At 61.8% G+C, this 25,300-nt stretch carries 22 protein-coding genes; 14 read left to right on the forward strand and 8 right to left on the reverse strand.

Annotated features, from left to right (window positions below; translation table 11 throughout):
* The first annotated feature begins 6 nt into the window (after positions 1-6).
* The 3 genes from nuoE to nuoG are packed head-to-tail and all read left to right on the forward strand — an operon-like array spanning position 7 to position 4,398.
* On the forward strand, positions 7-516 hold the full coding sequence (nuoE, locus tag CO666_RS29775; RefSeq protein WP_097615644.1) for an NADH-quinone oxidoreductase subunit NuoE: 510 nt from the start codon (positions 7-9) through the stop codon (positions 514-516).
* Positions 517-520: 4 nt separating this feature from the next.
* On the forward strand, positions 521-1,786 hold the full coding sequence (nuoF, locus tag CO666_RS29780) for an NADH-quinone oxidoreductase subunit NuoF (RefSeq protein WP_097615614.1): 1,266 nt from the start codon (positions 521-523) through the stop codon (positions 1,784-1,786).
* A 32-nt stretch (positions 1,787-1,818) separates the two neighbouring features.
* Positions 1,819-4,398 (forward strand): NADH-quinone oxidoreductase subunit NuoG, encoded by a 2,580-nt coding sequence (gene nuoG, locus CO666_RS29785; RefSeq protein WP_097615615.1) that lies wholly within the window; start codon positions 1,819-1,821, stop codon positions 4,396-4,398.
* A gap of 58 nt (positions 4,399-4,456) precedes the next feature.
* On the opposite strand, the gene CO666_RS29790 is transcribed toward nuoG, so the two are convergent.
* From CO666_RS29790 to nuoH, 3 genes are read right to left on the reverse strand one after another with little or no spacing between them, the layout of a single operon-like run.
* Complete coding sequence (locus CO666_RS29790) at positions 4,457-4,897, reverse strand: CBS domain-containing protein (protein WP_097615616.1); 441 nt, start codon at positions 4,895-4,897, stop codon at positions 4,457-4,459.
* Positions 4,898-4,942: 45 nt separating this feature from the next.
* Complete coding sequence (locus CO666_RS29795) at positions 4,943-5,509, reverse strand: NADH-quinone oxidoreductase subunit I (RefSeq protein ID WP_097615617.1); 567 nt, start codon at positions 5,507-5,509, stop codon at positions 4,943-4,945.
* A gap of 10 nt (positions 5,510-5,519) precedes the next feature.
* Entirely contained in the window at positions 5,520-6,521 is a 1,002-nt protein-coding gene (gene nuoH / locus CO666_RS29800) for an NADH-quinone oxidoreductase subunit NuoH (RefSeq protein WP_097615645.1), read from the reverse strand.
* A gap of 502 nt (positions 6,522-7,023) precedes the next feature.
* Here nuoH and CO666_RS29805 point away from each other — a divergent pair.
* The 10 genes from CO666_RS29805 to CO666_RS29850 all read left to right on the forward strand — a co-directional run bounded on the left by CO666_RS29805 (position 7,024) and on the right by CO666_RS29850 (position 17,393).
* Positions 7,024-7,740 (forward strand): GntR family transcriptional regulator, encoded by a 717-nt coding sequence (locus CO666_RS29805; protein WP_097615618.1) that lies wholly within the window; start codon positions 7,024-7,026, stop codon positions 7,738-7,740.
* Positions 7,737-8,648 carry a dihydrodipicolinate synthase family protein gene (locus CO666_RS29810; RefSeq protein WP_097615619.1) on the forward strand — a complete coding sequence of 304 codons (912 nt, stop codon included), beginning with the start codon at positions 7,737-7,739 and terminating at the stop codon, positions 8,646-8,648. Before CO666_RS29805 ends, CO666_RS29810 begins: the two co-directional genes overlap by 4 nt.
* On the forward strand, positions 8,641-10,158 hold the full coding sequence (locus tag CO666_RS29815) for an aldehyde dehydrogenase (protein ID WP_097615620.1): 1,518 nt from the start codon (positions 8,641-8,643) through the stop codon (positions 10,156-10,158). Before CO666_RS29810 ends, CO666_RS29815 begins: the two co-directional genes overlap by 8 nt.
* A complete protein-coding gene (locus CO666_RS29820; RefSeq protein WP_097615621.1) occupies positions 10,155-11,501 on the forward strand; it encodes an NAD(P)/FAD-dependent oxidoreductase in 1,347 nt (448 codons plus the stop codon). Before CO666_RS29815 ends, CO666_RS29820 begins: the two co-directional genes overlap by 4 nt.
* A 76-nt stretch (positions 11,502-11,577) precedes the next feature.
* On the forward strand, positions 11,578-12,429 hold the full coding sequence (locus tag CO666_RS29825) for a glycine betaine ABC transporter substrate-binding protein (RefSeq protein WP_164740550.1): 852 nt from the start codon (positions 11,578-11,580) through the stop codon (positions 12,427-12,429).
* 85 nt (positions 12,430-12,514) lie between these two features.
* Positions 12,515-13,606, forward strand: coding sequence for a quaternary amine ABC transporter ATP-binding protein (locus CO666_RS29830; RefSeq protein ID WP_097615623.1), 1,092 nt, complete (start codon positions 12,515-12,517; stop codon positions 13,604-13,606).
* A 21-nt stretch (positions 13,607-13,627) separates the two neighbouring features.
* The gene (locus tag CO666_RS29835; RefSeq protein ID WP_097615624.1) at positions 13,628-14,476 is read left to right on the forward strand and encodes an ABC transporter permease; all 849 of its coding nucleotides are present in this window, start codon (positions 13,628-13,630) and stop codon (positions 14,474-14,476) included.
* Entirely contained in the window at positions 14,473-15,324 is an 852-nt protein-coding gene (locus tag CO666_RS29840; protein ID WP_097615625.1) for an ABC transporter permease, read from the forward strand. Before CO666_RS29835 ends, CO666_RS29840 begins: the two co-directional genes overlap by 4 nt.
* Positions 15,325-15,340: 16 nt before the next feature.
* Positions 15,341-16,339 (forward strand): 4-hydroxyproline epimerase, encoded by a 999-nt coding sequence (locus CO666_RS29845; RefSeq protein ID WP_097615626.1) that lies wholly within the window; start codon positions 15,341-15,343, stop codon positions 16,337-16,339.
* Positions 16,340-16,379: 40 nt separating this feature from the next.
* A complete protein-coding gene (locus tag CO666_RS29850) occupies positions 16,380-17,393 on the forward strand; it encodes a GlxA family transcriptional regulator (protein ID WP_097615627.1) in 1,014 nt (337 codons plus the stop codon).
* A 27-nt stretch (positions 17,394-17,420) separates the two neighbouring features.
* Here CO666_RS29850 and CO666_RS29855 read toward each other — a convergent pair whose 3' ends face one another.
* From CO666_RS29855 to CO666_RS29865, 3 genes are read right to left on the reverse strand one after another with little or no spacing between them, the layout of a single operon-like run.
* Positions 17,421-18,701: a M24 family metallopeptidase gene (locus tag CO666_RS29855; RefSeq protein ID WP_097615628.1), complete on the reverse strand. Its 1,281-nt coding sequence runs from the start codon at positions 18,699-18,701 to the stop codon at positions 17,421-17,423.
* Between the two features lie 40 nt (positions 18,702-18,741).
* Positions 18,742-19,830 (reverse strand): FAD-binding oxidoreductase, encoded by a 1,089-nt coding sequence (locus CO666_RS29860; RefSeq protein ID WP_097615629.1) that lies wholly within the window; start codon positions 19,828-19,830, stop codon positions 18,742-18,744.
* Positions 19,820-21,073 carry an aromatic ring-hydroxylating oxygenase subunit alpha gene (locus tag CO666_RS29865; protein WP_097615630.1) on the reverse strand — a complete coding sequence of 418 codons (1,254 nt, stop codon included), beginning with the start codon at positions 21,071-21,073 and terminating at the stop codon, positions 19,820-19,822. The genes CO666_RS29860 and CO666_RS29865 overlap by 11 nt, the downstream gene beginning before the upstream one ends.
* Positions 21,074-21,183: 110 nt before the next feature.
* Here CO666_RS29865 and CO666_RS29870 point away from each other — a divergent pair, with 110 nt between their 5' ends.
* On the forward strand, positions 21,184-22,071 hold the full coding sequence (locus CO666_RS29870; protein WP_097615631.1) for a LysR substrate-binding domain-containing protein: 888 nt from the start codon (positions 21,184-21,186) through the stop codon (positions 22,069-22,071).
* Between the two features lie 15 nt (positions 22,072-22,086).
* On the opposite strand, the gene CO666_RS29875 is transcribed toward CO666_RS29870, so the two are convergent.
* Both CO666_RS29875 and CO666_RS29880 read right to left on the reverse strand, forming a co-directional pair.
* Entirely contained in the window at positions 22,087-23,739 is a 1,653-nt protein-coding gene (locus CO666_RS29875; RefSeq protein WP_097615632.1) for an acyltransferase, read from the reverse strand.
* 278 nt (positions 23,740-24,017) lie between these two features.
* Positions 24,018-25,208 (reverse strand): MFS transporter, encoded by a 1,191-nt coding sequence (locus CO666_RS29880; protein WP_097615633.1) that lies wholly within the window; start codon positions 25,206-25,208, stop codon positions 24,018-24,020.
* Positions 25,209-25,300: the final 92 nt, after the last annotated feature.

The following is a 25,300-nucleotide window of genomic DNA, read 5'->3' on the forward strand; positions in this document are numbered from 1 at the left end:
AATGCGATGACCATGCGCGAAAAGATCGAAGAGGCGGCGGCGCGCTATCCCGACCAGCGCTCTGCGATCATGCCCGCGCTGCTGATCGCGCAGGAAGAACATGGCCATCTGCCGGGGCCAGTGTTGGAAGAGGTCGCCGACATTCTCGGCGTCGAGCGGATCTGGGTCTACGAGTTGGCGACCTTCTACACTCTCTTCCATACCGAACCGGTGGGGATGTTCCACCTGCAGCTCTGTGACAATGTTTCCTGCATGCTGTGCGGAGCAGAGGACCTGCTAAACCATCTGGAAACGGTGCTGGGGATCAGGAAAGGCGACACCACCCCTGACGGGCTGTTCACGCTTTCGACCGTCGAATGCCTCGGCGCCTGCGAGATGGCTCCGGTGATGCAGGTCGGCGACCACTACCACGCCAACCTTGATGTGGCGCGGATAAACGCGCTGTTGGACAGACTGCGGGCGACGGTGGGAGCGCCAAGCGTCGAGCACGCCGCTGCGCGGCTGCCGGGGGAGTAGGGCCATGTTCGAGCCGGTTCTTCTCAAAAATGTCGATGTGGCGGACGGTCATTTGGTGTCGACCTACGAGGCTGGCGGCGGTTACCAGGCGCTGGCGAAGGCGCTGCGCGAGTACACACCTGACGAGGTTATCGACCTCGTCAAACGGTCCAACCTGCGCGGTCGCGGCGGTGCCGGATTCCCTACGGGCATGAAATGGGGTTTCGTGCCGAAGCGCACCGGCAAGCCGACATATCTCTGCTGCAACGCCGATGAGGGCGAGCCGGGCACGTTCAAGGACCGGATCGTCATGGAGCGCGACCCGCATCAACTGATCGAGGGGCTGGCGGTCAGTGCCTACGCGATCGGGGCCGAAACCGCCTATGTCTATATTCGCGGAGAATATGTGACGGCGATCCGTCGTCTGCAGCAGGCGATCGCCGAGGCCCACGCAAAGGGCTATCTCGGAAAGCGCATTCTGGGCTCCGATTTCAATTTCGCCGTACACATTCACTGCGGCGCCGGCGCCTATATCTGCGGCGAGGAGACTGCGATGCTCGAGTCGCTCGAGGGCAAGCGGGCGCAGCCGCGATTGAAGCCACCATTTCCGGCCGTGGCCGGGCTCTACGCCAGCCCTACAGTGATCAACAATGTCGAGACGCTCTCTTGCGTGCCGCATATCATTGTGCGGGGGTCGGACTGGTTTCGGGGTATCGGCCCGGACAAGAGCCCCGGCCCGAAGCTCTACTGCCTCAGCGGGCAGGTGCGCAAACCCGGCCTCTATGAGCTGCCGATGGGCATACCGCTGCGCGAACTGGTCGAGAACCACGCCGGCGGCGCGCTGCCGGGACGCAGAATCAAGGCAGTGATCCCGGGCGGGGTCTCGGCGCCTGTAATACCGGAGCAAGGGCTTGAGGTGGGGATGGATTTCGACTCGCTGGCTGCCGCCGGCTCGATGCTCGGTTCGGCCGGCGTGATCGTGATCGACGACTCGACCTGCATGGTCAAGGTCGCCACCCGGATCATCGAGTTCTTCCACCATGAGTCCTGCGGCAAGTGCACGCCATGCCGGGAAGGATTGAACTGGGTCGTGAAGGTCCTGCGCCGGATCGAGGCCGGCGAAGGTGCTGCCGGCGATCTGGAGCAGCTGGAGATGCTCTGCAAAGGCATTTTCGGCAATACGTTTTGTGCCTTGGGTGACGGGGCGGCGATGGGGTTGCGGGCGGCACTCGCGCATTTTCGCGATGAGTTCGTTGCCCATATCGAGGACCGCAGGTGCCCCTTTCACTGAAGGCGAGCGCCGCAACTGGACTGCGAGGAAGCATGGTTAGCATTACGATCGATGGACAAACGCTGGAAGTTGAAGCTGGCTCGACAGTGCTGCAGGCCGCCCGGCGTTTGGGCATCGATATCCCGACCTTCTGCTATCTGAAGCGTCTGCCGCCGCTGGCCTCCTGCCGCATGTGCCTGGTGGAGATCGAGGGGCAGCGGCGGCTGCAGCCGTCCTGCGCCACCGCCGTCACCGAGGGAATGGTGGTGCGCGCGAACACGGCTCTGATCGAGGAAACGCGCTCTTCCATGCTCGATATGCTGCTCGCCAACCACCCCCTCGACTGTCCGATCTGCGACAAGGGCGGCGAATGCGAGCTTCAGAACATGGTGATGGCCTATGGGCCTCGCGAAAGCCGATTCCGTGATGACAAGCGTGTGTTCCACTCCGAGGACATCCGTCTGAGCCCGGTCATCATCATGAACGTCAACCGCTGCATCCAGTGCCAGCGCTGTGTCCGGATGTGTGAGGAGGTCGTCGGCGCGGTCGCCCTCGGCACTATCGAAAAAGGCATGGATACCGCCGTCACCGGCTTCGAGGGCAGTCTCGCGAGTTGTGACCAGTGCGGCAATTGCGTCGAGGTCTGCCCGGTCGGCGCGCTGATGAGCTTCCCCTATCGCTACAAGGCGCGGCCCTGGGATCTCACCGAGACCGACACGGTCTGTCCGCATTGTGGCACCGGTTGCCAGCTGACGGTGGGCACACGCAAGGGCGAGTTCATGCGGGTGCGCTCGAAATGGGACGAGGGGGTCAACCGCGAAACGCTCTGCGTTCGGGGACGCTTCGGCCTCGATTTCGTCGCGAGCCGGGACCGGATCAAGCGACCGATGATCCGTCGTGATGGCGCCCTGGTTCCAGTTTCCTGGGATGAGGCCGGGGACTATCTGCGCCAGCGGCTATCGGCCGTCGAGGGCAAGGCTGCCGCCGGGCTGGCCTCGCCTCGCCTCCCCAACGAGGTGCTCTATCAGTTTCAGAAGCTGATGCGGACGGCATTCCGGACCAACAACATTGATTGCTCGTCACGCTGGTCCACGCCCTTCGATACGCTCGGCCCGCTACTGGCAGGCTTCCACAGCCGCGCACCGCTGGACGAAGTGATCGGCAACGACTGCGTGCTCGTCATCGGCGGCAACGTCACCGAGGAGAACCCGGTTACCGAATACCTGCTGCGGGACAGCGTGCGGCGGCGGCAGACCGGATTGCTCATGCTCTCGGCGCGGCCATCCCGTCTGGATGCCGAGGCCCGGGTGGTGGTTCGCGTGCTGCCGGGCGGAGAAGCGGCAAGCCTTGCGGCGGTGGTGGCCGGTCTGGTAGCGGCAGTCGGTCAGGCCTTGCCGGGCGACGTTCTTGCGGGCATCGACGCGACAATCGGAAAGCCGGCGGTGGAAACCGGCATTGACGGGCCGGATCGTCTGGCCGCGGCGCTCAAGGAAGGCCGCAGCATCACCGTGCTTGTCAGCGTCGACCTGCTGAGATCCCCCGAAGCGCGCGCAACGCTGCAGCAGATCAACAACCTGCTGCAGGTTCTGCGCTTGCTCGGCAAGGACCTGGCGATGCAGTTCCTCTTCGACCGTGCCAACCAGATGGGCGCTTGGGACATGGGAGTTCTGCCGGCGGCTCTGCCGGGGATGCGGGCGGTCGCCGACGATGTAGCGCGCATAACTCTTGCGCGGGCCTGGGGCGCCGAAATCCCGTCCGAACCCGGCGCGGATCTCGACGCCATTCTGGAACTCTGCGTCGGCGGGCGGATGGGTGCTCTCTACATCGTCGGAACCGACCCCCTGATCGCCTATCCCGATCGAGATTTCGTGACGCGGGCGCTTGGCGCCGTCGATCTCCTGATCGTGCAGGACGCCTTCCTCACGGATACGGCGGGCCTTGCCGAGGTCGTCCTGCCCGCGGCAGGTTACGGCGAGGAAACCGGCACGTTCACCAACAACGAGGGCCGGACCCAGAAGGTCCGCAAATTCCACGAACCCGCCTTCGAGGCGCGAGGCAATCTGGCGATCTTCGACTTCGTTGCGGCGCTTCGCAACCAGGCACTGCGGCCGTCGACGCAAGGCGAAATTTTCGACGAGATTGCCCGGCTGGTTCCGGCCTATCAGGGATTGACGCAGGGCGGACTTGGCGCCGACGGCGCATTTACCAAGGCGGTATCGACGCCGCCTCTAGCTAGGTTCTTTGCGCCGCCGCCGGTCCCGGCAGCCGCCGACCGGCTCATGCTGATCATCGGCGACTGCCTGTTCCACAACGGATATCTTTCCGAACGGTCGGACATCCTGAACACGGTCGCCAATGATCCCTATGTCGCGATGAGCGCAAGGGATACCGCGCTGCTCGGCCTTTCGGATGGCGATCAGGTCATTGTGCGTTCCGCCCAGGGCGAACTGACGGCGCAGCTCAAGGTCGACAGGCGGTTTCCCAAGGGCCTCGTCTTCGTTCCGGAAAACTATAGAGCCTTGCGTCTCAACGGCCTGATGCGGCGGGGCGAATACCCATGCCCGGTGGAGGTCCAGAAGGTGCATGCCACTCCTGAGGTCGACCGCACGAGCCGGATCTGGCGTGGGGTCTGAAGATTTGGGGCCGGGGCGCCGCAGGCCCCGGCACGCTATCCCAACCAGCGTCCTTATGTCAGTGATACCTGGTCCCGCAGATGTAATCCTGCAGATCCTGCTCTGTGCGCTGCGCTTCGTCGAGCCTGTGTTTAACCACGTCACCGATACTGACCACGCCGACAACGTCGCCTCCATCCATGACCAGCACATGACGCGTACGCCGCTGGGTCATGATCCCCATCGCGACGGGTAGCAAATCCCGTGTCGAACAGGTCGCCACATTGCGGTTCATGACATCCGCCACCCGCATCATCGCCGCCTCGGCCCCGTATTCCGCCACCGCATTGCAGCAATCCCGCTCCGATAGCGAGCCCAGGTATTCATCGTTCGATTGGCTGACGACGACGAAGCCGATATTGTTGTCGCGAAACAGCCTCAAGACTTCCACCATCGTCTGATCGGGAGCGACCGTGATGACACCTGCACCCTTGTTCTTCATGATTTCGCCGACAAGCATCTGAGCCTCCTGTCTGCACGCTCCGGCTTCACGGATGGCGCGCGTTCACGTTCGCCGGATATTCCGCCACCAGTTGTAGCCCTTCGTCTCTTTCGTCTCGACGAGCACGTCCTTCATTGTATTCAGGCGCGCGGCAACCACGCCGCCGCCGGTTGCCGCCTTGCCCGGCTTGGCGAGCAGGTCGTCGCGCCCGATCACCAGGTCACGCGAGGAAAAGCTCGAAAATTCGTACTGCTGGCCAAGCGCGATTGCATCCGCTGGGCAGGCGTCCTCGCACAGCCCGCAGAACAGGCAGCGAGCCGTGTCGATCTCGAATTTGGCCGGGTGCCGGTTGCCTTTCGCGTCCTCGTAGGGGACGACTTCGATGCAGTCGCAGGGACAGATCCGCGCGCAGAGTTCGCAGGCCACGCACTTGATCTCGCCCTCTTCATCGCGCTTGAGGAAGTGATGCCCGCGATAGCGTGAGTAGGGCAGCCACTTTTCCTTGTCCGGATACTGCATGGTGACGGTTTTGGAGAACAGGTAGCCGAAGGTCAGAGCCAACGCATTCACCAGATCGGCGAAGAATGTCCAGCCAATCCATGTTCCTACTCTGTCCTGCGCGCGCGACATTGCCGCCTCGCTACGGAGCCGCTGCGGCCCCTAAAAGTACACCGGTTATAATTATGTTCGCCATCGACAGAGGAAGCAAGACTTTCCATCCGATCGCCATCAGTTGGTCGTAGCGGTAGCGGGGGAAAGTGAAGCGGAACCAGATAAACACATAGACGAAGAATGCGACCTTGAGCACGAACCAGAGGAGTGGTGGCAAGGGGATCAGGACACCGTTCCAGCCGCCGAAAAACAGGATTACCACCAGGACCGACACCAGCAACACGATGGCATATTCGCTGACCATGAAAAACGCAAAGCGGATACCGCTGTATTCGGTATGGAAGCCAGCCCCCAGGTCGCCTTCCGCCTCCGAAAGATCGAAGGGAATACGCTGCGCTTCGGCCAATCCGGCGACGAAGAACACGAAGAAGCCGACCGGTTGGTAGACGATGTTCCAGACATCGGATTGAGCCCGCACGATGTCGAGCAGGCTCATGGATTGCGCCAACATGACCACCCCGATCACCGCGAATCCCATCGGGATCTCGTAGCTGATCATCTGCGCACAGGTTCGGAGGCTGCCGAGGACCGCGTATTTGCTGTTGGCGGCCCAGCCACCGAAGATGACGCCGTAGACCTCGATCCCGATCACCGCAAAGACGAAGAGTAACGCCACATTCATGTTGGAGGCGTAGAGGGTGATCTCGGCGCCGAGGACCGAGATGCTCTCGCCGAAGGGGATCGCGACGAACACCACAAAGGGCGGGGCGAGCGCCAGGATGGGCGCCAGTTTGAACAGGAAGCGATCGGCCTCGGCCGGGATGTGGTCCTCTTTGGTTAAGAGCTTTATTCCGTCCGCCATCGGCTGCAACAGCCCGTGCCACCCGACACGCATCGGCCCCATCCGCTGCTGGATATGCCCGGCGACCTTGCGCTCCAGCCAGGTTAGCGGCAACGGCAGCAGCAGCAGGATCGCAATCAGAAACGCGACCTTGAAGGCAATCAGGCCAAGGGCGACGATAAGTTCCATGATCCGCGGCCACTTATTCATCGGGTTGAAGCGCGCGACCGGACTATGGCTCCAGCTATAGACCGAGCACTTTGCGCAACCGTCAGGCTAGATGGTACAACGGCGACGCACCTCATACAATGCCATCACAATTATGTCGTCGCTGGCGATGATGTGTCCGGCGCAGGGCTTTGGCCCCAGACCTTGCCTCTTTGGCAGCCTGACCAGCAATGGTATCGCGGCGGGTCCGGACGATCTCATCGAGAACAGAGCCGCTCCCCCGCTCAAGGAGCATCTCCTCGACCAGCCGCAGGCTAGCTGATGGCGGGGTCGCTCATTCCCACCGCATAATCCGCCAACCATTAAGCCAACGACAACGGGACATCACCCCCAATCACGTGCGCCCAAAGAAATTGTGTATCCTTCAAATAATTATTGTGTACGTAATGTACACAATAATTGACTCCTCACGAAAGACATGCCATCTTCACGGTGTAGAGCAACACATGGCGGGAGATCGACGATGGCGAAGACACCGAAGAGCAATCTCTACGAAGACCTGAAACGCCAGATTCTGACGATGGAGCTGGATCCGGACGCCGATCTGGACGAGGCCAGTCTGAGTGAAAGATACGGGCTTTCACGGACGCCGGTGCGCGACATATTCCGCCGCCTTGCCGGCGAGGGTTATATCGACATCCGTGAGAACAGGGGTGCGCGGGTCATCCCGATGAACCACTCCACGCTGCGGAATTTCTTTCTTGTCGCCCCGATGATCTATGCGGCGATCGGCCGTCTCGCGGTGCAGAACTTCAAGCCCGCCCAGCTGTCGGACCTGAAGCAGACGCAGGAGCGGTTTCGTACCGCCAGCCAGAGCATGGACGCCCTTGCGATGGTTCTCGAGAACAATCGCTTTCACGAAATCTTCGGCGAGATGTCGGGCAACGTCTACATGCAGCCGAGCCTCGGCCGGCTGCTCATCGACCACGCGCGCATCGGTCACACGTTTTTTCGGCCGAGAAACGAGGATATGAGGCGGCGGCTTCAACTGGCCGTCGACCATCATGACGGCTTTATCGCAGCGCTCGCCGCTCACGACGAGGATGCCGTCGTCGATCTCGTTTTCGAACATTGGGAATTGTCTCGCGAGAACATGGAGATGTTCATCGCTCCGCAGGGCCTCAAGGCGGACGCCTTCGTGGGCGGTCCAGCCACGCAAATATTGGAGAAGTCATCGTGAAATTTGAGGGGATCTATACACCGGCGGTAACGCCGCTCGACAGGGATGGTCAGATCGACAAGGCCGGATTTGCCGCCGTGCTCGAGTCGCTGATCGAGGCGGGCGTCCACGGTATCATCGTCGGCGGTTCGACGGGCGAATACTACGCTCAGAGCAGCCAGGAACGTTTCGAGCTCGGGGCCTATGCGAAGGAGGTCATCGGGACGCGGCTGCCGCTGATTATCGGCACCGGCGCCACGCGGACCGAAGATTCGGTCGAATACGCCAAGGCGGCGAAGGAAATCGGTGCGGATGTGATCCTGGTGTCGTCGCCGCCCTACGCATTGCCGACCGAACGCGAGAACGCGGTCCATGCGCTGACCGTCGATCGTGCCGCCAACCTGCCGATCATGCTCTACAACTATCCCGCCCGCATGGGCGTGGTGATGGGCGAGGAGTATTTCTCCCGCGTCGGCAAGTCGAAGAACGTCGTCGCCATCAAGGAAAGCTCCGGCGACATGGGCAATCTTCACCTGCTCGCCCGGAAATTTCCGCACATTTCGCTGTCCTGCGGCTGGGACGACCAAGCGCTCGAATTCTTCGCCTGGGGTGCCAAGAGCTGGGTCTGCGCCGGCTCCAACTTCCTGCCGCGCGAACATGTCGCCCTCTATGAGGCCTGCGTCCTCGAAAAGAACTTCGACAAGGGCCGGGCGATCATGACGGCAATGCTGCCGCTGATGGACTTCCTGGAATGCGGCAAGTTCGTCCAGTCGATCAAGCACGGCTGCGAGATCATCGGCCTGAAGGCAGGTCCGGTGCGCGCGCCGCTGCGCGGCATGACCTCCGAAGAGAAGAGAACCCTTGAGACTGTCGTCGCCACTTTGAAGCGCACGGTCGCCCAGATCACGTCGGGAGCCAACCATGCATGAACCTTTGACCGCCGCCGAATACAAGGCACTCGCCAAAGACCTCCATCTGCCCACCAACGCCTTCATCGACGGTGCGTACCGTCCGGCGAAGTCGGGCAAGACCTTCAAATCCACCAATCCGGCAACCGGCGAGCTCCTCGCCGAGATCGCTGCCTGTGATGCAGGCGACGTTGACTACGCCGTCGCCAAGGCCCGTGAAGCCTTCGACGATGGCCGCTGGCGTCAACTGACGCCTGGCGCACGCAAGGAAACGCTGCTCAAGTTCGCAAAATTGCTGGAGCGCAACCGCCACGAACTTGCCGTTATGGAAAGCCTCGACAGCGGCAAGCCGGTCCGCGAGTGCCAGACCGTGGATGTCCCCGACACGATCCACACGATCCGTTGGCATGCCGAGCTGATCGACAAGCTGTACGACAACACGAATTCCGTTGGTCCCAATGCGCTGGCGATGGTCGTTCGTGAGCCTATCGGTGTGGTCGCTTGCGTTCTGCCGTGGAACTTCCCGCTGCTGATGCTTGCCTGGAAAATCGCGCCGGCACTCGCTGCGGGCTGCTCGGTGATCGTCAAGCCCGCCCAGGAAGCCACTCTGACGACATTGCGTGTCGCCGAATTGGCGCTCGAGGCCGGTATCCCGGCAGGCGTTTTCAACGTCGTCACCGGTAGCGGCAGGGAAGTCGGCGAACCGCTCGGCCTGCATATGGACGTCGACATGGTCGCATTTACCGGATCGACCCCCACCGGCCGTCGCTTTCTCCACTATTCTGCCGATTCCAACCTCAAGAAGGTGGTGCTCGAATGTGGCGGCAAGAACCCGGCCGTGGTGCTTGACGACGCTGAAGACCTCGATCTCGTCGCCGAACAGGTGGTCAACGGCGCCTTCTGGAATATGGGCGAGAATTGCAGCGCATCCTCGCGCCTTATCGTTCACGCCAGCATCAAGGACGAACTCCTCAAGCGGATCGGCGCCTATATGCGCGAGTGGAAGACCGGCGATCCGCTCGATCCGGAAAACCGTATCGGTGCGCTCGTCAGCAAGAGCCATTTCGAAAAGGTGAGGTCGTTCCTCGACGACGTGAAGAGCGAGAAGCTTTCGGTGGCCTTCGGCGGGCAAACCCAGGACGGCGTCTTTATCGAACCCACGGTCGTTGACGGTGTCACACCTGCCAGCCGCCTCTTCAAGGAGGAGATTTTCGGGCCGATCCTGTCGGTAACGACATTCGAGACCCTCTCCGAAGCCGTCGCTCTGGCCAACGATACCAATTACGGCCTGACGGCGTCGGTCTACACGGGCAGCCTGCGCAACGCGATCCGGGTGTCGCGGGACATCCGTGCGGGTCTGGTCACCGTCAACTGCTTCGGTGAAGGCGATGCGAGCACGCCCTTCGGCGGCTACAAGGAGTCCGGTTTCGGCGGCCGCGACAAGTCGATCTTTGCCCACGACAATTACTGCGAGCTCAAGACCATCTGGATCGACGTCTCGGAACGTTCGGTGGACGAGACGATCCGATGATCACGAAACCGGTCAAACGTCTGCCGGTTGAGAACGGCATCTCGGGCTGGGAGGCGATCAGCAAGCGTTCGTTCCCGGTCCGGAGCCTGGAAGGCAACGTTACCGCAGACTGGCTGATCATCGGCGCCGGATTTGCGGGCCTCTCCGCGGCCCGCCGTCTCCTCCAGCTTCGACCGGACGACAAGATCGTCGTCCTCGATGCGAGCGAGGTCGGCAAAGGCACCTCCGGCCGGAACTCCGGCTTCATGATCGACGTCCCGCATAATCTGGCGGGCGGCGAGTATTCGAGCGGAGAGGTGGACACGACCCGCTCGGAGATGGCACAAAATCGCTCCGCGATCGCTTTCGCCGCACAATCCGCGCAGGAATACGGCATGCCGCGCGAAACATTCGACCCTGCGGGGAAGATCAATGCGGCGGCGACGGAACGGGGCATGAAGCTGAACCTCAGCTTCGGCCAGTCGCTGAAGGGCGCCGGCGAGAAGCACAGCTTTCTCGATGCTGCCGCAATGCGCGAGATCACGGGATCGGATTATTATCTCGGCGGCGTCTATACGCCGGGTGCCGTTCTGATCCAGCCTGCCGATTATATCCGCGCGATTGCTGGCGGGCTCTCGGGCAAGGTCGACATTTTCGAACACTCGCCGGTGACTTCACTGAAGCGGGAGAACGGAACCTGGACGGCGGCTTCTCCACGGGGCACGGTCAGCGCACCCAAGGTGATTGTCGGCGTCAATGGTCATATAGACGACTTCGGTTACTACCGCCGCCGCCTGATGCATTTCTACGGCTATGCCTCGATGACGGCGCCCTTCGCCGCGGAAGATCTCGGACGCAAGGTCAGCGGCCAGGACAGGTGGGCACTGCTCCCTGCGGACGCCATGGGGGCGACAGTTCGTAAGATCACGTCCGGAGGCCTGTCGCGCATCGTGCTCAGAACGCGATGGACCTATGACACGACCATAGCGTTGACCGAACGCCGTCTGCGGGCAATGGCCTGGGAACATCGGCGCTCGCTCGACGCACGCTTCCCCGGCCTGAAGGGCATCCCGTTCGAACACAGCTGGGCCGGGCGCATATGCCTCAGCCTGAACCATGTGCCCGCCTTCGGCGAAGTCGAAGAAGGACTTTACTCCGCGTGCTGCGAGAATGGACTGGGAACCGTCAAGAGCACGCTCGCCGGCATGATGGCGGCCGAGCTGGCGACCGGGACCACCTCCCGGCATCTCGAAGAATTTATGGATCACCCCGAACCGTCGAGGATCCCCCCGGAGCCTTTCGCATGGCTGGGCATCAATGCGGTGATCCGTTTGCAGGAATTGCGTGCAGGCCGCGAGGGATGATCCCTCGGCCGCGCAATATGAAGACTGCCGCCCGCAGACTTCAATGAGAATGGGAACAAAACCAGGAGTAAGAACAATGAAGACTTTGTGGAGGGCGCTTTGCGCCGCTGCGGTGATCGGAATCAGCATCCTTCCTGCGCGCGCGGAAGAAAAGACCATCAATCTGGGCACGATGGCGTGGGAAGACCTGACGCCCATCACCGGCATCACCAAGAAGGTTCTCGAAGACGCCGGCTACACTGTCAAGGTGACCGAGTTCTCCGAATGGGGCATCGCCTATGCCGCTCTCGCCAAGGGCGACATCCAGGCCCTTACCTCGCAGACCGACTATGTGGCCTCGGACTATTGGGACAAGAACAAGAACCGTCTCGAAAAGATTTCGCCCGTGTCGCACGGCCTCTATCAGGGCGTCGCCGTTCCGAAATATGTTCCGATCGACTCGCTGGAACAGCTCAATGAAAATGCCGACAAGTTCGGCGGCAAGATCATCGGCATCGAGCCGGGCGCCGGCCTGATGCGCGATACGGCGAATGCGGTCAAGGATTACGGCCTCAAGCTCCAGCTCGTCGAGGGCAGCACGGCCGCGATGACGGCGGCGCTGAAATCCGCCTACGATCGCAAGGAGTGGATCGCGGTGACGATCTGGGAACCGTCATGGATGGTCCAGAAGTACGAGGTCAAGTACCTGAAGGATCCGAAGGGCGTCTTCCCGCCGCCGCAGACCTACTACTGGATCGGCCACAAGGGCTTCTCCGAAGAATATCCGCATGCCCGCGAAGTCATGGCCAGCGTCTACGTGCCGATCGCCGACATCACCACCATCAACGGTGAAGTCAAGGATGGCAAGACGATGGACCAGGCCGTCCAGGGTTGGATCGGCAGCCATGCCGACCTGATCAAGCGCTGGGAAAACATCAAGAAGAACTAAATGCGTCGTGGCCGTCCGATCCGTCGGGCGGCCACTCCGAGCTTCAATGAGAGAAGCGAGCGCTGAGTGGCTCAAGGGGATCGCTATGAAAAGCGTCAATGCCGATATCAATGATGTCCTGATCGACTGTCAGTCCCTCTGGAAGGTTTTCGGCGGCAAGTCCGCCGCCGCGATGAAATCGATCAAGGAGCGCGGCCTCGGCAAGAAAGAGGTTCTGCAGGAATTCAACTGCGTCGTCGGCGTCTCCGAGGCGAGCCTCCAGGTCCGGCGCGGCGAAATCTTCTGCATCATGGGCCTGTCGGGAAGCGGGAAATCGACGCTCATCCGCCTCCTTAACAAGCTGATCACGCCGAGCTCCGGCAAGGTTCTGGTCAAAGGACGCGACCTTGCCAGCCTGTCGCCCGTCGATCTCAGGCAGATGCGCGCCAAGAACATCGGCATGGTGTTTCAGAGCGTTGCTCTGCTGCCGCACCGTACGGTCCTGGAAAATGCGGCCTTCGGCCTCGAAGTCCAGGGAATTGCCAAGACTGAGCGAAACAAGACCGCCGCCGCTGCCCTCGAAAAAGTCGGCCTCGCCGACTGGGTGAGCCGCTATCCCAATGAGCTTTCCGGCGGCATGCAGCAACGCGTCGGACTTGCCCGCGCGCTCGCCTCCGACCCCGAGATCATTCTGATGGACGAGCCGTTCAGCGCGCTCGACCCGTTGATCCGGCGCCAGCTTCAGGATGAATTCCGCCAGCTGACCAAAGCTCTCGGCAAGTCCGCCGTCTTCATCACCCATGACCTCGACGAAGCGATCCGCATCGGCGACCGCATCGCGATCATGAAGGACGGCGTCATCATCCAGACCGGCACGGCCGAGGAAATCATCCTCAACCCGGCGGACGCTTACGTCGCCGAATTCGTCGCGGGCATATCCCGTCTTCACCTGATCAAGGCGCATTCCGTCATGCGCAGCGTTGCCGAATTCCAGCAGGACTCGCCGACCTTCGACATTGCCTCGCTGGCGCGTACGACGCCGGACGCCGATATCGACGAGCTCATCTCCTTGACGATGCAGTCGGAGCGCGACGCCATCGCCGTCGTCGACAACGATCAGGTCGTCGGCGTCGTCACGCCGCGCAGCCTGCTGATGGGCGTCAAGGGAACCTCCGCCCACGATCTCACCACGGCGTGAGCCCAACTGGAGCTGATGGACATGGATAGTTCAGCTTTCACCGATGTTTTCGACGAATGGACGGACTCCGCGCTCGAATGGGTGAGCGACAACGGCGAGTTCCTTTTCGAGCATATCAGACAGGTTCTGGAAGGTCTTTATGACGGGATCCTCTGGCTCCTGGAGCTTCCGCCCTTTTACGTCATCGCTCTGATCGTGGCGCTGATCGGCTGGCGGCTGGTCAATGTCTGGTTTGCCCTGCTGAGCGGCGTCGCGCTGGCGCTGTGTTTTTCCATGGGGCTCTGGCCGGAGACGATGAGCACGCTGGCTCTGGTGCTGACGGCGACCGCGATCGCCCTGGCGATCGGCATCCCGATCGGGATCGCCGCCGGCTTCTTCACCGCGCTCGATCGTTTCATGGAGCCGGGCCTCGATCTGATCCAGACAATGCCGCCCTATATCTACCTGCTGCCGGCGATCGCCTTGCTCGGTTATGGGCCGGCGACGGCTTTGATCGCGACCGTGATCGTTGCCGTGCCGCCGGCGATCCGCCTGACCTCGCTCGGCATCCGCATGACACCCAAGGAATTCATCGAACTTGGAGAGGCGCTCGGGATGACGCCGGCAAAGATGTTCTTCAAGATTCGCCTTCCCTTTGCGCTGCCGAGCATCATGGCGGGCATAAACCAGAGCCTGATGATGGCCTTCGGCATGGTCGTCATCGCCGGCATTGTCGGTTCCGGCGGGCTCGGAGAGACGATCTACGGCGCGATCAGGACACTCGACATCGCCACGTCAATCAATGGAGCGATCGCGATCGTGGTACTGACCATGGTGATTGACCGGATAACACAGAGTGCCGCTCGCTTGGGAACAGGGAGGAAGTCATGAATCTTTCGATCTTGCAGTTTTCGCCCGGCGCCTTCCTGGCCCCTGTTGTCGATTGGCTGAACACCAATCTTCATCCCCTGTTTGCGGCGATCAGCTATCTGGTCGAAACCGTGCTTTCGGCAATCGAGGCGGCACTGCTCTTCGTGCCGCCCTATGCGCTGATCGCGATCGTCGTCGTCCTGGCATTTTTTGCCGTCAGCCTGCGGGCCGCAATCCTTGCTGGTCTTTGCCTCGGCTTCTGCCTGCTTGTCGGGCTGTGGACGGCATCGATGCAGACGCTTGCGCTGGTCAGCGTCGCCGTCATGATCTCCGTGTTCATCGCCTTTCCGATCGGTGTCCTGTGCTCGCGGCACAAGACGCTGGAGGCGGTGGTTCGCCCGATTCTCGACGTGATGCAGACCGTGCCGCCATGGGTGTACCTCATTCCCGCGGTGATGATCTTCAGCCTCGGACGCGTGCCGGCCATTATCGCCACCATCGTCTACGGCATTCCGCCGATGCTGCGCCTGACGACGCTGGCCTTCAATCAGGTGCCGAAGGTCTTCATCGAGCTCGGCAGCGCCATCGGCGCCCCACCGCGCTCGATCCTCTGGAAGATCGAAATCCCCCTTGCCAAGCAGACGCTGCTCGTCGGCCTCAACCAGTGCATTCTTCTGTCGCTGGCGATGGTGGTGCTGGCCGGCCTCGTCGGTGCAGGCGGGCTCGGCGCGGAAGTCACGCGTGGCCTGACGCGCATGGAGATGGGGCTCGGCCTCAGGGCAGGCCTGGCGATCGTCGCGGTCGCCCTTCTGCTCGACCGGTTGTCCCGCGGTCTGCTCGACCGCGACAGGCTGCCGAAGGCGAGATGAGCAAGGACTTGACCGAATGAGAAACAGCTTCTTCTGCATCGATGCGCATACTTGCGGCAACCCCGTCCGTCTCGTCGCCGGTGGCGGCCCGTTGCTTCCGCATCTGCCGATGGGCGAGCGCCGGGAAATCTTCGTCCGCGACCACGACTGGGTCCGCAAGGCGCTGATGTTCGAGCCGAGGGGGCATGACATCATGTCGGGCTCGATCATCTATCCCCCTTATCGGGAGGATTGCGATTTCGCCGTCCTTTTCATCGAGGTGAGCGGCTGCCTGCCGATGTGCGGCGCCGGCACGATCGGCACCGTGACCGCCGCGATCGAAGAGGGATTGGTCAAGCCGCGCGAAGCCGGAAGGGTCGCCATCGAAACACCGGCCGGCAGGGTCGACGTCACCTATGAGGAGAAGGACGGATATGTCGATTCCGTTCGTCTCCACAATGTGGCGAGCTATCTCCATGAGGCGGATGTCGAGGTCGATGTTCCCGGAATGGGCCGTCTGCGCGTCGATATTTCCTACGGCGGCAACTATTACGCGGTCGTCGAGCCGCAAGAGAATTGGAGCGGACTGGACGGCATGAGCGCCTCCGACATCGTCGGCTGCAGTCAGAAGCTGAGATCGGCACTTGCCGGTGCCTGCCATCCCGTTCATCCCGACGACGAGAGGATATCAGGCGTGCATCATGCGATCTGGTGCGATCGCCCGGTGAACGACGTCTCGGACGGACGCTGTGCGGTCTTCTACGGGGACAAGGCCATCGATCGGTCGCCGGGCGGCACCGGCACCTCCGCGCGCATGGCCCAGCTCCATGGAAAGGGACGGCTGGCCGTCGGGTCGAGATATCGTCATGAAAGCCTGATCGGAACCATTTTCGAGGGGCGGGTCGAAGCCGAGGCAAGGATTGGACCCTATCGCGGGATCCTTCCAAGCATCGGCGGCTGGGCGCGCGTCATCGGCCACAACACCATTTTTGTCGACGACCGTGATCCGCTGGCACACGGTTTTCAAATTCGATGAGCGCGTTTTCCGAGGTTTCAGAGGCGGCGAGGAGATGACTATGCGACCGGAGCAGCATCGACAGGGAGACGGCGTCGCGAAATCCGGTGCGCGGCTCAAAGTGGGATTCGTGCTGTCGCGATCGTTTACGCTATCGGCCTTCGCGCTCTTCGTGGACACGCTGCGGCTTGCGAGCGATCAACAGGATCGCTCCGGAAGGGTACTTGCCGACTGGCAGGTGATCGGCAGCACGCGCCACCTGATCACCTCGAGCTGCGGCGTCCAGGTTGCTCCGACGTCCGATTTCGTCGATCCGTTGAAATTCGACTACATCGTGGTCGTCGGCGGGCTGCTGACGGTGGCAGAGCCTGTCGACCAGCAGACCATCACCTTTCTCAAGCAGGCGGACGCCAAGAAGGTGCCTCTGATCGGCGTCTGCACCGGTTCGTTCATTCTTGCCGAGGCAGGCCTGATGAAACGGCACGATTCCTGCGTGAGCTGGCTGCATTACAAGGAGTTTCGCGAACGGTTTCCCGATCTCAGTGTCCGGTCCGATCGGCTTTTCAATCTCGATCGTCAGCGCGGATCCTGCGCGGGCGGCAGCAGTTCGGCCGACATGGCGGCGCTGCTGGTCAGGAAATATATCAGCCGCGATGCCGAACGGAACGCGCTTGAAGTGCTTCAGATCGAGAAGGCCCGAACCCCGGCGGATATCCAGCCCCGACGCCCGCTGTACGACGATTATGGCGACGCCCGCGTCAAGGCGGCGATGATCACGATGGAACAGTTCGTCGACGGCAGCATGCCGATTGAGAAGCTTGCCGCCATGGTGGGGCTTTCCAGGCGGCAGCTGGAGAGAATCTTCATCGAAAAGACGGGAATGTCTCCGGCCAAGGCCTATAATCGCGTTCGCATGGAGCGGGCGAAGTCGATCCTTGTGCAGTCGAAGGCACCGCTGATCGAGATCGCGCTCGACGTCGGCTTCGAAAACGCCTCGCAGTTCACGAGAACCTTCAAGCGCACATTCGGGCAGACGCCGTCGCAGCATCGCGCGGCGGCTTCGAGAGCGCACTGAAGCAGGAACATCTATCGCACGAAGAGGTCAGATCTCTTCCCACGGAAAGCTGTCGAGCCGTTCGGCTCCCCTTGCCGTGATCAGGACCTGGGTTTCCAGCTTGATGCTTTCGGATCCGGCTTCGGCGATCAGACTTTCGACGTTGAGCACCATGCTTTCCTCGATGATGCCGCTGAAATCGGGATCGAAATCCGGATGCAGCAACACCCCCGGCCATTCGTCGGCCATGCCGGTGCCGTGCAGGGCCAGCGTGTAGCGATAAGGCTGGTATTTCTCCGGAATCCGCCAGGACAATTCGTTGAACTCCCGGAACGTCATGCCGGGCCTGATGACCGAAAGATTGTGCTCGATCTGGTCCCTGGCCGCCGCGTAAAGCTCCTTCTGCTTGGCGTTCATCGCCACATGGCCTGCTGTCCATGAGCGCGAGAGGTCGGCGCAATAACCGTAGGGGCCGATCATATCGGTGTCGAAGGATATCATCTCGCCGCGCTTGATGACGTAGTCCGAACATTCCTGATACCAGGGATTGGTTCGGGGGCCTGCGGTCAACAGCTTGGTCTCCAGCCACTCACCGCCGCTGCGCGCATTTTCGAAATGCAGTTCCGCCCAGATTTCCCGTTCGGTGCGGCCCCGCTCGGACACTTCATACATCCGCGCCATGCCTGCTTCGCAGACGCGGATGGTCCAGCGCATCAGCTCGATTTCCTCGGCGCTCTTGATCGACCGCGCCCGTTCTGCCAGTTCCTGGCCGTCGAGGAGGGTAAATCCGCGTTCGGTGAGTTCGAACGCCCCTGATGGTTCGAGCCTGTCGACGGCGATACGCCTGTTGCCGCCATTCCCCGTCACCAGGTCGGCGATCTCGTCCGCCCAGGCTTTCAGGCGGGGTTCTATGAGGTTGCCGGCGGTGAAGAAGATCCAGGATTTTGCCGGCCGGACCTCGTCGATACCGGGGAGCCCGTCATTGACGTGTTCGGCGCCTTCGAATTCGAAAATGATGGCCGGGCCGTCGGCCAGGATCAATGCGTAGCGCGACGGATTGTGCATCGTCCAGATGCTCATATTCGACGAGTCGAAGGCATAGCGGATGTTGACGGGATCGTAGAGCAGCAGGGCGCCGCAATCCCATTCGCGCATTTTCAGGCGCAGCCGCTCGAGCCGGTAGCGGCGCGCCCGGTCGAGCGTCGCCGCCGGCACAGGGCTGATGAGAGGCCGGTCGGCTCCATCGGGATTGAGATAAGCCTGCTTTCGCTCGTCCTTGAAGACTGTCGAGCCGCTCAGCTCGACGGAATCGTTTTCGTCGCGCAACATCCGAGTGATCCCCTGTTGTCGGTGAGTGATGCAGCGTTGCTCAGCGTTCGATGACGAGATCGCTGAGCGGTTTCGAGCAGCAGGGAAGGAACATGCCGGCGTCGATCTCGCGTTGCCGGATACCTCCATTATGGTTCATCTCCACCGAGCCGGAGACAAGCTTCGACTTGCAGGTCCCACAGACCCCGTTCGAGCAGGAGGAGGGCAGGCGGACGCTGCCTTTCTTTGCCGCTGAAAGCACGGTCTGGTCTGACGGGACTGCCAATGTCTTGTTCTGTTTCGAGAATTCGACCTGGAAAGTCCTCGTCGTCGGCTGCGCTTCGACGTCGAGGCCTGGCTCGTCGATGACCGCGGCGTCGAAGCTCTCTTCGATATAGTTTTCTGCCGGGACGCCGAGAGCCGCCGTGATCGAACGCGCCGCCGCCATGAACGGCGCGGGACCGCAGCACATGACGACGCGTTCGGCGATGTCGGGAACGGCAAGCTTGAGGAATTCCGGCGAGATCCGGCCGGTCAGCCCTGGCCATGATAATTCGCCGGCGACCGTCTCGGGAAGAAACTGGAGACGCAGTCCCTTCATCCTCGCTGCGAGCCCCGAAAGGTCATGGCGAAAGATCAGATCGGCAGGCGTTCTCGCCGCGTGCAGGAAGACGATGTCCGACGCTTCGTAGCGGTCTGCCAGGTCACGTGTGATCGACATGACGGGCGTGATACCCGAGCCTCCGGAGAGCAGCAGAAGTTTGATCTTCTCGCCCTTGGGCCGGATGAAATGACCAAGCGGTCCCTGCCCCTTGACGGTCATGCCTGGCGCCATGTGGTCGTGGAGCCAGTTCGATATCCTGCCGCCGGGCACGCGTTTGACCGTCACCGTAAAGGCGTTGCTTCGATGGGGCGATGAGGAGATGCTGTAGCATCGCGCCTCGCCATCCGAACCCGTCGGGAAGTCGAACAGAAAGTACTGGCCGGCATCGAAGTGGAAATGCTTGCCTTCGGACGAGGCGAACGTGAAGCTTTTCACGTCATGCGTCTCCTGATGGACGTCCTGACAGACGAGGGTCTCGTCAGTCTCCCGATCCCAGACCTGCTGTGCGCTCTGACCTAGACGCATGGATGTGAGATCAATACCCATGGGCGCGCATCCGGTCGATGTACCAGGTGGCGAACTTGTCGAGGTTCGTCTCGGAGAAACGGGAATAGGGACCCGGCTGATAGGCGGGGTCGAGAGCGCCGGCGTGGGAGCGGGCGACGAGGTCCGCGTCCTGATCCGTCGTTGCCACCCAGACATCCGTCAGCTTGTCGAGGTCGTAATCGACCCCTTCGACGGCGTCCTTGTGCACCAGCCATTTGGTCCTGACCAGCGTCTTGCCGGCCGAGAGCGGGATGACGGTTGCCACGACCGCATGGTCGCCCATGAAGTGGTTCCAGCTGTTATGACCCCAGAGATGGGTGTCGCCGAGATCTTTGCGGGTCATCTGCCCGAGAAGCTTGGAGGATGCGGCGGTGGCGTCGTGGGTCTGGGATTCGCCGGCGCCCGATATGATCAGCCGCTGCGTGCGGAAGTTCGTGGCGCAGTCGGTGAGCTGTTCGACGGCAGCCGAGGGGAAACCGTCGGCCTCCCATGCCTGCGTGCGTTCTTCGTAAAGCCGGAAATGCTCCTCTGCCTGCTCACGGTCTTCCGGGCTCAGCGTTTCGGGATCGAAGCCGAAGTCGAGATCGACGAAGGAGACGCAGAGTTCCGGATGATTGGCGGAGCAGTGATAGCACTCGCGGTTGTTCTCCATCGTCAGCTTCCAGTTGCCGTCCTCGATGACGTCGGTCTGGTGCGCGATCTTGGCATTGCGGATGTCGTAGGGAGCGAGGCGCTCGACCATCGCCTGCTCGAGGCCGGCAATGTCCTCGGGCGGATTATCGGACAGGCAGACGTAAATCAGACCGCCGATCGATTTGAAGGTGACCGGCTTCAGGCCGTGGCAGTCCTTGTCGAAATCCTTGCCCATATGAGGGGCGTAGCTGAGTTCGCCCGTCAGTTCATAGGTCCAGGTGTGGTAGGGACAGACGAGCTTCGAAACGATCGTCTTGCCCGGATTGAGAAGGCGGGAGCCGCGATGGCGGCAGACATTGTGCAGCACGCGGATTTCGCCGTCGTCGTCGCGCAGCAGGATCAGGCTCGTCTTGCCGATATCGATCACCGTGGCGTCGCCGGGCTCGGCAACATCACAGTCGAGGCCGACGCAGATCCAGTGCTTGTGGAAGAAGACGTCGATGTCTGCTTCGAACACGTCTTCTCTGGTGTAGAGTCCGGCCGGCAGCGAGTGACCATCGGCACGGGCTTCGAGAAGGGCTGAAATGGAAGATGGAAGCCTGTTTAGCATGAGAACCTCTTATGTGAGAGTTTCCCTAGATTGCGCTTGCAGCGCGGGGCTTTCAACGGCATAAAAAATCACGTTCGCATAATCTTTTTTCATGTGAAAGGGCATCCGAGATGCAATTTCGAAGACGGCTTCCGTCGTTGACCGCACTGGTGACTCTGGAGGCGGTGCTGCGCAGGAAAAGCTTCACCCTGGCGGCGAGCGAACTCGGCGTTACCCAGGCAGCGGTCAGCCGGCAAATTGCCTCGCTGGAGGAGGAACTCGGCCAGCCGCTGTTCGTGCGCAAGCACCGGGCGATCGAGCCGACGGCGGCATGCATCAGCCTCGGCGCGACGCTGGCAAAGAGTTTCGCCGATATTGCCGAGAGCGTGGAGGCGATCCAGTCGCGCAGCCAGGACGTGGTGACGATCGGGGCAACCGTTGCATTCTCTTCCTTCTGGCTGCTGCCGCGGCTGGCCGAATTCCGCCGGGCCAATCCCGGCATTCTGGTGCGGGTGATATCCCAGGACAGCCCGATCGCCCTGGACGGTGGGGAGGTCGATGTGGCGATCCGCTACGGCCTGCCTCCCTTCAGCGACGGGACGGTGATCGCTTCGCGCGGCGACGTCATTTCCCCGGTCTGCTCTCCGGATTATCTCAGGCGTCGGGGAGATGGTCCGCTCGGCTCGTCGGACGAATTCATCGAAACGGATGTTGTCGACCGTTCCTGGTATAACTGGTCGCAATGGGTTGCCCTGACCGGCTCCAGGATCGAGGTCAAGCCGTCGCTGCGGTTCAACCATTATACCGAGAGCGTTGCCGCGGCGCGCGCCGGACAGGGGGTTGCGCTCGGATGGCGCATGCTGGTCGGCACCTTTCTCGAGGACGGAACCCTGGTGCGCGCTGGGGAAAGCGAGCTTGCCGCGGAAGGGCGTTACAACGTGATCGTGCCCGTCAAAGCCAAGCGAAGCAACGCCCGCGACCTCGCCGCCGCCTGGTTGACGGCATCGCTGCACGGTTGATCGAAAGAGCCAAAGTTACAGGCCCAACCCGGGCGTTGCCGTGCGATGGACGCCCTTGGGAACGAAGGCGAAGCGATCTGCCAGGTCGAGGAAATCGGCAGCCAGGTGAATGACGGAAAGCCACATTTCCGTGCCCTGCAGGTTGGGTTCGCCGCCGTCGGCGAAAGGAAATCCTTCGCCGTCCCGCCATCTGTCCAGCGCCCTTGAGATGAGATTGCGCGCAATCGCCTCCCCATCGGCGCGCCTGGAGTCGGTCTGGCGGGCAATCAGCAGCAGCGGATGGATCGTATCGAGCAGGTTGCAGGCATTGTATTTCTCGGCAACGAAACCCTTGTGATTGCGATAGTTCAAGTGAACCGTTTCGAGCGCGGCGTGCGGGTACGGAAGAGCAACGCCGAATTGGGCATAGGTGCCGCGCGTCAGGCGATAAAAGCCGTTCACCGGCTGCAGCCATCCTTCCCGAGCGGTCGGTTCGCCCCAGAGGCCGGAGACGCTGTCGGCATGCCGGCTCAGCCACTCGAACAGCGCCTGCCGCGGATGCCGGATGCCGAAATATTTCGCATTGAAGTACGTGGCGGTTCCGATGGCATCGACCACGCTGCCGGCGTGCCAGGCCCTGCTTTGCCAAGGCAGGGCGCTCAGCCACCGGTCGAGTTCCCCAGCGTCGAGCCGAACGGCCTGGACAGGTTGCCGCGGGCTGGAGCCGAGCAGTTCCAGCGCATATCCAACCGAAAGGACGTTGTAGAGCGCCTTGGGATCATCCCTCAGGGCCCTGTCCGGCACGCGCGCATGCTCTTCCGGAAACAGGCCGGTCTCAGGTTCCTGTAGATTTTGCAGACGCTCGATGGTCTCCGACGGTTCGATGTCCGGCGGCAGGCTGCCGAAGCCGGCGGCAATTTCGATCGCGTCGCACAGATGCCGGATCGCCGGCCTGCTGATGCCGTCCGCTTCCAGCGATTCATAATTTCCCTCTGTTCTCCATCGCGCAAGAATATCCGGCCATTGTTCTCGTGCCTTCTGCCCGAGCTTGAGCAATTGATCTTCGGTGCCGCCCATGCCGGATTTCCCGGCGGCCGAACCCCGGCTTCGCAACACCCGGGCGGGAACACCGCCGGCAATCGCCATCGCGGGAATATTCCCGGTGACAACAGCCCCGGCGGCGATCACGGCGCCATTTCCTATCGTCGCGCCATCGAGGATCACGCAATTGGCGCCGATCCACACATCGTCACCGATCGTGATGCCGATGCTGACGACACCCTGGCGATGTATGGGAATATCTGGGTCGTCGAAGCCGTGATTGAAGCCGACGATCGACGCATGCGAAGCAATGCGCACGCCATTGCCGCAGGTCACCTTGCCGGAAACGCAGGCGTAAGGATTGATGGAACAATCGTCACCGAGGATCACGTCGCCGCGCACGAGCGCGTGCCCTGCGATCCACGACCGCTCGCCCATCGTCAGGCTTTCGGCGAAGATGGCGGCATTCTCGGCGACGTAGGACGTTTCGGCAAGATTTGCATCGGATGATCGCCTGAGGTCCGCCTTGCGGGCCAGATGGGCCGGGTGACGGAGGTCCGCCACAATGCGTTCCCAGGTCAGATATTGAAGCCGGCGCGCTTCGCTTTCTTCGCCCGCCGATGGCTGCGGGCTGTTGGCGTGATCCATCCTGGTCCTCATTCTCCGGTTCGACCGCCGATCAGCTCTCTGAAGCCGGCGATCCGTGTTTTGGCAGCATCAGACGTCGTGAACCGTCGGAAAGCAAGACCCTCAGACGGCTTGAGCCGTCGGCCGGAACAGGATGTCTTTGATATCGACGTCATCGAGCGGCATCAGGCAGCATCACGTCGATACGGCCGATTTCGCTGACGGCCGTGTCGATGAGGTGCGACGTTGCTTTCGATTCTTTGAGGCACGACGATCTGCTGTTTTGAGCTTTGGAAGGTTCAGCCAGGACGACGACCGGCGAAGGCCGCGAGGACAGCCGAACCTGCGAGCAGGCAGGCGGCCAGCAGGAAGGTGCTCCACCATCCCGCAGTGTCGAACAACAGGCCGCCGGCCAGAGCGCCGCCGGCGATAGCGAGCTGGATCAGCGCCACTTGCAGCCCGCCTGCCGCTTCCAGTTCGCCGGGAACGATGGCGGCCATCCAGGTGTTCCAGGCGACCGGAATCGGGGTGGAGAAGAATCCCCACATGGCGAGCAGGAAAGCGGTCGCGGTCGCGAACGGCCCGAGTGCGATCAGCAGCAGGGCAAGGATCGCAAGAGCCGCCGGCAATCCGACGAGAACGAGGAGGAGGTAACGGCGGGCGACGAAGCCGATGACGGAGGTCCCGGCCAGCCCACCGACGCCAAGCCCGAGAAGCACCACGGACAGGACATTCAATTCAAGTCCCGTCACGCCTTCGAGGAAGGGGCGGAGGTAGATGGACAATGCGTTCTGGCCGATGAAGGCCAAACCGGTGGCCGCCATTCCGATCGCGAATCTGCGGTTGCGCAGCAGCCCGAATATTCGGGCGACCGACATAGTTGATGCCGCGGGCATGCTCGGCAGGACGACGAGTTGCCAGATAAGCCCGGCCATTCCGATCGGCACGGTAATCAGGAACGTGCCGCGCCATCCGATCAGCCCGCCGAGAAAACTGCCGAGCGGCGCGGCCAGGACGAGCGCGAATGCGGTGCCGCCCTGAAGCAGGGCAATGGCCTTGGGCAGGTCACGGTCCGACGCCAGGCGTGCCAGAATGGCCGTCGACAGAGACCAGAAGCCGCCGATCGAAATGCCGACCAGGGAGCGCCCGACGAGAAAGACGAAGAAGTTGGGCGCCAGCGCGACCGCCAGGCTCGAAGCAGCGAGAACCGCGGTGTAGAGCAACACGATCGTCTTCCGGTCGATCTTCGTCAGGATTGCATTGCCGAAAAGGCTGGTGGCAACCGCAAAGATACCGGACACGGTGATTGCCAGTCCGGCCTGCCCCTCCGATACCGAGAGATCCCCGGCGATTGGGGTCAGGAGGCTCACCGGGAGAAATTCCAGCCCCACCAGAAGGAAGGTCAGAAGCGAGAGACAGGTGATCGCGCTCCAGCGGGTCGCCGCGCCGTCTCTCAGCGAGGTCTCATTCAATGTCAGCTCGATGCTCATGCATGGTCTCCTGTCTAGTACCTGAGAGATAACCGGACTGGTTTTGCGCGAATAGAAGCTATAATTTGAATGTCGTGATGAGGGAGATTCAA

The organism is Rhizobium chutanense, assembly GCF_002531935.1.
GTDB lineage: Bacteria > Pseudomonadota > Alphaproteobacteria > Rhizobiales > Rhizobiaceae > Rhizobium > Rhizobium chutanense.